The organism is Desulfolutivibrio sp. (assembly GCF_036584575.1).
Lineage (GTDB): Bacteria > Desulfobacterota > Desulfovibrionia > Desulfovibrionales > Desulfovibrionaceae > Desulfolutivibrio.
Genome location: NZ_JAZHDB010000006.1, coordinates 1 through 8,615, shown reverse-complemented (window position 1 = coordinate 8,615; position 8,615 = coordinate 1). Strand labels below are relative to the sequence as shown.

Sequence of the window (8,615 nt, the reverse complement as noted above, 5' to 3'; positions counted from 1 at the left end):
TGGCTGTAAAGACGTACGGGAGGCTTCGCCTGGACGACGGCATGTGGGTCATGGAGCCGCCTTCCTGGCCCGGGCCGCCCTGGCCGGGGCGCAGCCCGGGCAGGCCGCCGTTTTTCCACGGGACTGCGAGACCCGCACCTTTTTCCACGACCTGCCGGTCCTCGACATGCCGGGCTGGCCGCCACCCCGGGACCGGAAGGCCGTTTCCGCCGCCGCCCGGGCCTTGTCCCGGCGCAAGGGGGTCATTTTCGCCGACGGCGCCCTGGCGGCCCACGGGTCCATGATCCTGGAACAGGCCTTTGTCACCGCCAGCTCCATGTGCTTCGCCTGCTTCGTGAAATTTTTCTCCGACGCCCTGGCCTGCCTTCGCCTGGGTGGACTGCCGCCGGACATGGCGGCGGCCATGGGCCGGGTTCTGGACGGCCTGTCCGAATTGCCGCCCCTGCCGGATGCGGCCCCGGCCCTGGCGTCAGGGCCCCTGGCCGACGCGGCCACGGCCCGGGCGGCCATGGCCGAGGCCGGACGGCTCACGGTGCAAAGCGGATTGGTGGATTCGGTCTTCGGCAACGTGTCGTGTCTGGTGGGGGGCGTGTTGCACATAAGCCGCACGGGCGCGGCCCTGGATGCCCTGGAAGGCCAGATCGAGGCCTGTCCCCTGGACGGCTCCTCCTGCACGGCCCTGACCGCCTCCAGCGAATTTCCGGCCCACGCCCGCATCGTGACCGAAACGGCGGCAAAGGTGGTGCTGCACGGCCATCCCAAGTTCAGCGTGATCCTGTCCATGGACTGCGACCGGACGGATTGTCCCGACCGGGGCCGCTGCCATGTGGCCTGCCGGGAAAAACGCCGCATCGGCGGCGCTCCCGTGGTTCCGGGCGAGGTGGGCTGCGGCCCGTGCGGACTGGTGCATACCCTGCCCCCGGCCCTGCGCGGCCACCTGGCGGCCATGGTCCTTGGGCACGGGGCCTTCACCGTGGACGACACGGATTTCAACCGGGCCTTTGCGGCCATGCTTAATCTGGAACGGGACTGCCGGGAGGCGGTGCTGGCCCGGGTGGCGCGGGGCTAAGCCACGGCCGGGCGCAAAGGGAGGGGGCATGGCGGGAGACGGCGGGACGCAGCCTGCCCGCCGAATTCTCCCTGTACCGCCGCCCGAAAAGAGCGGCGCGCCCCCATCGGCGACGACGCCGGACCGCCGGGATCAGTAGGACTTGAAAAGCAGGGCGTAGACCACGTAGATCCAGCCTAAAATACCATGGATCACGGCCCAGAAAATGGATTTATTGAGGGTAAAAGACACGGCCATGGCCAGGGCCGAGCCGAATCCGATGCCGTATTTGATGATTGTCGGCCGATACACGTCCATGACGACTCCTTTGTTGCCTCTTCCATAGCGTCTTTCCCTCCCGGGCGAAAGCCCCTGGGAAAAGGGTCCGCCTGCTTTTGGAAATGATTTTGGCGGCGCACGCATTGACCGATTGTCATTTGATGGGCCATTTGCCACAATGGGTTCACCGAGAACGTCGGCCGCCACACCCCCATGGCACGACACAACCGCCGGACACGGATGATGTCCCCTTCCCAATCCCCCCACCGTGCAACGGACCTGGCCGACGGCGCGCAAGGCGCGTCCGGCCTCTCCGGGCAGCCCTGCCGGGCCGACGCGACGCCCCTTTGCGCGCCCCACGGGCTGGCCGTCGCCGGAATCCTGGATGAGCGGCGGGAGCCCCATGCGGGGGAACCGGATCTGCGGGCGCTTCGCCGCTGTTTCTTCCGGTCGTATCTGGTGGCGGCGGCCTTCAACACCCAGGGGTTGCAAAACGTCGGCCTGGCCTATGCCATGGAGCCGGGACTTCGGGCCGCGCACCCCGACCCTGCGGCCTTTCAGGCGGCCATGGCCCGCCACCTGACGGTCTACAACAGCCACCCCATGTGGGCGCCGCTTCTGGTGGGCATTTTTTTGTCGCTGGAGGTCAAGATCGCCAAGGGGCTGGCGCCTCCGGCCATGCTCGAGGACATCAAAACCACCACGGCCTACACCCTCTCGGCCGTGGGCGACTCTTTTTTCGGCGGCAGCCTGCTTGGGCTGTGGGGGCTTGCCGCCGCCTGCCTGGCGGCCACCGGGCATTCCTTGGGGGTGGCCCTTTTGGCCCTGTGCATGCTTGTGGGGCTCAACGCCTTCAAGGCGGCCACCTTTTTGGCCGGATACCGCGAAGGATTTCAGGTTCTCAAACGCCTCAAACGCTGGGATCTCATCAATTGGGGACGGCGCATCAAGGTCGTCAACGCCGTCATCCTGACCTTTTTATGGATGCTCACCGCCCCCAAAGCCGTGGGGGCCATGGGGATCAGCGACCTGATCATCGTGTCCGGTCTTGGGGTCTGGGCCATGACCGAACCCCGTTTCCCCCGGGAAATGGCGTTTGCGGCATTGGTGGCGGCTGGTTTGTGTTTGGCGGCGTTTCGCGTATCATGAAGGCCTGTTCCGCCCGGGATGCATGACCGGGCCGACCATGCACCCAAAAGGAACGAACCGTTTGGAACGCACAACATTGGCTGGCGAATCCTCTCCCTCCGGAGATCGGTCCATGTCGCCCGAAAGGCAGTCCATGACCGTGAGCGTGCTCAACGAGCAAGGACTACACGCCCGCCCGGCGGCTGTTTTGGCCCGCGAGGCGCAGCGTTTCCCCTGCGACGTGCGCATTGCGCAAAACGGAGACAACGTGGACGCCAAAAGCATCCTGGACATTTTGACCCTGGCGGCGGGATACGGCGCCAATCTGGATATCGTGGCCACCGGGCCCCAGGCCGATGAGGCCGTGGCCCACCTGGCCCGGCTGTTCCAGAAACGATTCCGATAGGAACCACGCGTGGCTTCCGTCATTCTCAAAGGCATTCCGGTTTCGGCCGGCGTCTCCATCGGCAAGGCCTTTTTCCTGAACAGGTCCGGCCAGGGGCCCGTTCCCCGGCAGGCTTTGGCCCCGGAATTGGTGAAACCGGAGTTGGCCCGGCTCAGCGGGGCCTTCGGGCAGTTTCGCGAGGAACTGACCCAGGTGCGCGACCGCATTCCGGCGGAACTTCGCGAACATGCCCACATCATCGACTCGCATCTGATGATTCTCGACGATCCCAAGCTGCAAGGCGCGGCCGCAGGCTACATCAGCGACCTGGGCATCAATGCCGAATGGGCCCTGGACAAGGCTGTGGCCGATTTGCAGCGGGCCTTCGAGGCCCTGGACAACCCCTATTTCCGCGACCGCATTCAGGACGTGCGCATGGTCTCCGACCGGGTCCAGGCCCGGCTCGCCGGGCAGACCGGGGACATCAAGGCCGTGCACAACCGGGTGGTGCTCATGGCCGACGACCTGTCCCCGGCGGACACGGCGGCCATCGAGGTGGACAAGATCATGTCCCTGGTCACGGCCCAGGGCGGCAAGACCTCCCATACCGGCATCCTGGCCCGCACCCTGGGCATCCCGGCGGTCATCGGGGTGAATAACCTGGAAGAGCATGTCCGCGACGGGAATCTGGTGGTGGTGGACGGGTTGCAGGGCATGGTGCTGGTTGAGCCAGACGAAGACGAACTGGCCAAGTACACCGACCTCAAATACCAGTTCGAGGCCTATCACGCCTCCATCATGCGCGGCTGCCATTTGCCCGGGGAGACCATCGACGGCTACCGGGTCAAGGTGAAGGCCAACATCGAACTTCTGGAGGAGGTGGCGGCGGTCATCGACAACGGCGGCGAGGGCATCGGCCTGTACCGCACGGAATATTCGTACATGAACCGGCGGGTTCTGCCCACGGAGGAGGAACTCACCGAGGAATACCTCGATCTGGCCTCCATCATGGCCCCCAAGCGGGTGACGCTTCGCACCCTGGACGCCGGGGCGGACAAATTCATCTCCCTTCTGGGCAATCCCGAGGAGCGCAACCCCGCCCTGGGGCTTCGGGCCATCCGGCTGTGCATGCACCACAAGGATCTGTTCATGACCCAGCTGCGGGCCATCCTGCGGGCCTCGGCCGTGGGCAACGTCTCGGTCATGTTCCCCATGATCTCGGGCCTGCGGGAGATTCGCCAGGCCATGAGCATGCTGCGCGCCGCCCAGTCGGAACTCAAGCAGCAAGGCCTGCCCTTCGATGCGGAAATGCCCATCGGCATCATGATGGAGTTGCCCTCGGCGGTGATGATCGCCGAGGTGTTGGCCCGGGAGGTGGATTTTTTCAGCATCGGCACCAACGACCTGATCCAGTATTCCTTAGGGATCGACCGCACCAACCGCTATGTGTCGCACATGTACCAGCCCCTGCATCCGGCCGTGGTGCGCAGCATCAAGCATGTGGTGGACGCGGCGCACCAGGCGGGCATCGAGGTCAGCCTGTGCGGCGAAATGGCCTCGGACCCCTTTTGCGTCCCCATCCTCATGGGCATGCAGATCGACGCCATAAGCTTGAATCCCCAGGCCATCCCCGGCATCAAGCGCATCATCCGCCAGGCCACCATGGACGATTGCAAGAACCTGCTCAAGGAAGTCCTGGAAAGCACCACCGTGGCCCGCACCAACCGCCTGGTGCAGGAAACCATCTTCAAAAAGTTCCCCGACGAGCTGATGTTCTATTCCTCCCTCCTGGACCAGGAGGAGGGCGTGACGGTCTGACGCCCCCGGGCCGGATCGCGGCCTGTCCTTTCGGATTCGGCCATGCTATCGTCTTTTCCTGACGCCGTGGCCGCGCCCTCCGTGGACGGCAAACCCCTGTGAGACCATGAGCAAGACATCCCCTGGCGGCGAGAAGCTGATCGCCCCCAACAAAAACGCCCACCGGCTCTACGAACTTTTGGAGAGGCTGGAAGCAGGGCTGGCCCTGACGGGTTCCGAGGTGAAATCGCTTCGGGCCGGAAAGGTCAGCTTCAAGGACGGCTACGTCAAATTCGTAGGCGGCGAGGCCTGGCTGATCGGCGTACATATCGCGGAATACGAGAATGCGGGCTATTCCGGGCACGAACCCGAGCGGCAGCGCAAACTGCTGTTGCACGCCGCCGAGATCGCCCATCTGCGCACCAAGGTGGAGCAAAAGGGCTTAACCGTGGTGCCGGTGCGCATGTATTTCAAAAACGGCCGGATCAAGATCGAGATCGCCCTGGCCCGGGGCAAGAAGGTCCACGACCGCCGCGACGACCTCAAAGCCCGGGACATCGACCGGGAGACGGCCCGGGAGCTGGCCAGGGCATGAGCGCCGCCGCGCCTGCGCCCCTTCCCCCTGCCGCCCGCCGCTTTCTCGCCGCCCTTTTTCCGGGCGACGCCTCCGTGTTTTCGCCCGAGGAGACCTGCGTCTTCGGGACCGACGCCTCCCGCCGCCAAGCCCTGCCCGCCGCCGTGGTCCGGCCCGAAACCGAGAACCAGATCCGCGAACTGCTGCGCTTCGCCCATGCCGAGCGCCTGCCCATCCACTGCCGGGGCCGGGGCACCAACACCGTGGGCGACTGCGTGCCCGCGCCCTCGGGCATCGTCATCTCCACGGCCCGCTATGCGGACATCCTGGAGATTTCCGAAGACGACTTCGTGGCCGTGTGCCGCCCGGGCGTGGTCACCGGCGACCTGCAGGCGGCCCTGGCCAAAAAGCGCCTGTTCTATCCGCCGGACCCGGCCAGCGTGCGCTTTTCCACCCTGGGCGGCAACGCGGCCACCTGCGCCGGGGGCATGCGGGCCCTCAAATACGGCGTGACCAGGGACTTCATCCTGGGCATCCGGGCCATCCTGCCCGGCGGCGAGGTCATCGTCACCGGCGGGCGCACCCACAAAAACGTGGCCGGTCTGGACCTGACCCGGCTTCTGGTGGGCAGCGAGGGCGCCCTGGCCTTTTTCTCCGAAATCACGGTGAAGCTTCTGCCCCTGCCCGAGGCCACGGCCACGGCGCTTTGCGCCCATGCCGACGCGGACTCGGCCCTGGCCGCCGCCGGGGACATCTTCCGGGCCGGGATGCTGCCTGCGGCCATGGAATTCGTGGACCGGACCTGCCTGGAGGCCGTGACCGCCCTGCGCCCCCTGCCCTGGGAGCGACAGGCCGGGGCGCAACAGGCCGGGGCGGCGCTGCTGGTGCGGCTGGACGGCTCGGAGGGCGCCCTGGCCGCCGATCTGCCCCGGCTCGAACGGGTTCTGGCCGGGCGCGGGCCGCTTTTCATCCAAACGGCCAGGGGGAACGCCGAGCAGGAGGCCCTGTGGGAGGTGCGCACTACGCTCAACCAGGCCTCTTTCCGGGTGGCCCCGGACAAGCTCAGCGACGACGTCACCGTGCCGCGCGGGGCCATCCGCACCGCCGTGGCCCGCATCCAGGCCATCGCCGCCCGGGAGCGCCTGCCCATCCTGGTTTTCGGGCATGTGGGCGACGGCAACCTGCACGTCAACATCATGCATCACGCCGCCGCCCCTGATGAACGAGGCCGCGCCCTGGCCGCCCGGGAGGCCATCCTGGACCTGACCCTGGCCCTTGGCGGCACGCTGTCGGGAGAGCACGGCGTGGGCCTGTCCAAGCTGCCCTTTCTGGACCGCCAGATCGGCCCCGGCGAACGTGGACTCATGCGCCGCATCAAAGCCGTCTTCGACCCCCACGGCATCATGAACCCCGGCAAGGCGTTTTAACCTCTTTCCGTGTCTCCATCGAGGAGCCCCGCAAAGGGAGGCCTCCACCATCACACGGAGCGTGTCTTCTGCTGCTCCAGGTCGCCCCAGAGTCCCTTGGTCATAAGACCGACGCGAACGGGTTCGAAGGAATCAAAGTGAATGTCGCGAACCTGGGCCATTTCATCCCAGATCAGATGATACCCCTTAAACCAGCGGAAGGCCTTGATCCTTTCCCGCCAGAGGCGTTCTTCCGCCTCGGTGGCCGGCCGTTGGTCCCCCACCCTGCCTATCAGGCGCACCCCGGGCGCCGTCGTGTAGCGGCCTCGAAAAAGCGCCGCCAGAAAGCGCCAGAATCCACCGTGAACGGCCAGGACGCAAATCCTTTGATCCTGCTTGAGATTGCGACTCATCACTTTCGGGAATTTTTCAAAATAATAGGCTTTGCCCGGACTGTGGAGAAACAATGATCCAATGGGCGTGACATGGGGTGATCCGTCCGGATTCACCGTGGCCATGGCGCAAAAGCCCGTGGTTTTCAGGGTTCTCTCGACAACATCGCAAATGACCTTCCAGTGCGGCATGACATCCATGGTTGTCTCCTTTGATTGCTTCCTTTGACGCCGTTTTCAGCCGATATTGGGATCGTTGGTCCGACGTGTCCCTTTGCCAGGCTATTCCATGTATTCATGAGGGTTGCGAAAGCTGACCCGTGCCCCCATGCGTTCGAAGAGTCGCAAGAGCCCATAGCGTGTCCGATGCAGAAAAATAAACTGGGGGTTGAGATCCATGTGCGTTCTCATCTTCAAAGCCGCACACATGCGGTGTTTCCCGGCCGGGATAAAATCCGGATTCTCCCGAAAATCGAATGTCTTCTCACGGTATAATCGGGAAATCCATTGGCCTGTCGCCTGGAGTTCCTCGAAGAGGCGCTGCTCGATTTCCGCAGATACTGGCGATGCGTCGCCCTGGAACCCGGCAAGCAGCGAGAGATACTCCTTTCTGCCGCCATTGACGGCTGTCGCGGGGAGCTTGCTGTACAGCGCAACGAAGCACGGATCAAAATGCTTTACGCAGCCGAAATCCACCACCCCGACGGTCAGGTCGGGGAACACCAGGAAATTGCCGGGATTTGGGTCGGCGTGGATGCCATGCAAGCGGTAGAGCCCGGAAACAAAAAAATCCTGGAGGGTTTGGGCGACGCGATCCCGTTGATCCTGGCCGGGGCCTGTCTCCAGCCATTCGACCAGGGGCTTGCCGCTCAGGTATTCGGCGGCAAGCACCGTGTCGGTGCTCAATTCCTCGCGGCATTTCGGTATCAGGACAGGTTCCTGGCGCAAGCCCGCCCGGAAAAAGGCCATGTTCTCCTGTTCGCGGCGGTAGTCGACCTCCTCCAACAAGCGGGCCTCTATCTCTTCCAGAACCGCCGCCAGGAGCCGACGGTCAGGCAGCGGCCATGTTGCTGATCGCATCAATTGCATGTCGGATTCGATGGTCTCCCGAATGCCGGGATATTGGAGCTTCACCGCCAGCTCCTGGCCGTCTCTGGCCACGGCCCGGTGGACCTGTCCCAGGCTGGCGGCGGCGAACGCCTGCCCATCGAAGCGCCTGAACAGCTCCTCGGGCGGCTTCCCCAGGGCGTTGCCCACAATTTTGCGGGCCAGGGCTCGATTGATGGGCGGCGCCTGGTGGCATGACTTTTTGAGTTCTTCCGTGAGTTCGGGGGGCAAGACGTCGGCCTCCAGGCTCAAAAGCTGGGCCGCCTTCAGGGCCGTTCCCCGCAACAGGCCAAGTCCCTGGAAAAGCAGGGCGGCCGTCTCCCGGTTCAGGGCCTTTCGGCCTTCGATCCGCTCACCGGGCGTCTGGAAAGGCTTTCGGGAAAGATAGGCAAGGGTCTTGCCACCCAATTTGGTCGCTGTCTTGCCGATGCACAGCCCCCTTTCCCACTTACTCTTCGGAATGCTGTCGGCCATCCTCTCCTCCCGTGGCGGGACGTTT

At 64.8% G+C, this 8,615-nt stretch carries 9 protein-coding genes; 6 read left to right on the top strand and 3 right to left on the bottom strand.

The window, feature by feature from the left end; genetic code table 11:
• A partial coding sequence (locus V3572_RS00520) for a class II aldolase/adducin family protein (protein ID WP_332109010.1) occupies positions 1-1,069 on the top strand: 1,069 nt, incomplete at its 5' end.
• Positions 1,070-1,201: 132 nt separating this feature from the next.
• On the opposite strand, the gene V3572_RS00515 is transcribed toward V3572_RS00520, so the two are convergent.
• Positions 1,202-1,366 (bottom strand): hypothetical protein, encoded by a 165-nt coding sequence (locus V3572_RS00515; RefSeq protein WP_332109009.1) that lies wholly within the window; start codon positions 1,364-1,366, stop codon positions 1,202-1,204.
• Positions 1,367-1,570: 204 nt separating this feature from the next.
• On the opposite strand from V3572_RS00515, the gene V3572_RS00510 reads away from it, so the two are divergent.
• The 5 genes from V3572_RS00510 (at position 1,571) to V3572_RS00490 (ending at position 6,638) form a co-directional block, all read left to right on the top strand.
• Positions 1,571-2,476, top strand: coding sequence for a PTS system mannose/fructose/sorbose family transporter subunit IID (locus tag V3572_RS00510; protein ID WP_332109008.1), 906 nt, complete (start codon positions 1,571-1,573; stop codon positions 2,474-2,476).
• A gap of 112 nt (positions 2,477-2,588) precedes the next feature.
• Positions 2,589-2,861: an HPr family phosphocarrier protein gene (locus V3572_RS00505; RefSeq protein ID WP_332109007.1), complete on the top strand. Its 273-nt coding sequence runs from the start codon at positions 2,589-2,591 to the stop codon at positions 2,859-2,861.
• A 9-nt stretch (positions 2,862-2,870) separates the two neighbouring features.
• A complete protein-coding gene (gene ptsP, locus V3572_RS00500; protein ID WP_332109006.1) occupies positions 2,871-4,658 on the top strand; it encodes a phosphoenolpyruvate--protein phosphotransferase in 1,788 nt (595 codons plus the stop codon).
• A 106-nt stretch (positions 4,659-4,764) separates the two neighbouring features.
• The gene (smpB, locus tag V3572_RS00495; RefSeq protein WP_332109005.1) at positions 4,765-5,232 is read left to right on the top strand and encodes an SsrA-binding protein SmpB; all 468 of its coding nucleotides are present in this window, start codon (positions 4,765-4,767) and stop codon (positions 5,230-5,232) included.
• Complete coding sequence (locus tag V3572_RS00490) at positions 5,229-6,638, top strand: FAD-binding oxidoreductase (RefSeq protein WP_332109004.1); 1,410 nt, start codon at positions 5,229-5,231, stop codon at positions 6,636-6,638. Before smpB ends, V3572_RS00490 begins: the two co-directional genes overlap by 4 nt.
• A 50-nt stretch (positions 6,639-6,688) precedes the next feature.
• On the opposite strand, the gene V3572_RS00485 is transcribed toward V3572_RS00490, so the two are convergent.
• A complete protein-coding gene (locus V3572_RS00485; protein ID WP_332109003.1) occupies positions 6,689-7,210 on the bottom strand; it encodes a pyridoxamine 5'-phosphate oxidase family protein in 522 nt (173 codons plus the stop codon).
• Positions 7,211-7,291: 81 nt separating this feature from the next.
• The coding region (locus V3572_RS00480; RefSeq protein ID WP_332109002.1) for an ABC1 kinase family protein at positions 7,292-8,615 on the bottom strand (1,324 nt) is incomplete at its 5' end.

Coding starts and splice junctions, on each gene's coding strand:
- V3572_RS00515 (WP_332109009.1), bottom strand. CDS start 1,366: ATGGACGTGTATCGGCCGACAATCATCAAATACGGCATCGGATTCGGC.
- V3572_RS00510 (WP_332109008.1), top strand. CDS start 1,571: ATGTCCCCTTCCCAATCCCCCCACCGTGCAACGGACCTGGCCGACGGC.
- V3572_RS00505 (WP_332109007.1), top strand. CDS start 2,589: ATGTCGCCCGAAAGGCAGTCCATGACCGTGAGCGTGCTCAACGAGCAA.
- smpB (WP_332109005.1), top strand. CDS start 4,765: ATGAGCAAGACATCCCCTGGCGGCGAGAAGCTGATCGCCCCCAACAAA.
- V3572_RS00490 (WP_332109004.1), top strand. CDS start 5,229: ATGAGCGCCGCCGCGCCTGCGCCCCTTCCCCCTGCCGCCCGCCGCTTT.
- V3572_RS00485 (WP_332109003.1), bottom strand. CDS start 7,210: ATGGATGTCATGCCGCACTGGAAGGTCATTTGCGATGTTGTCGAGAGA.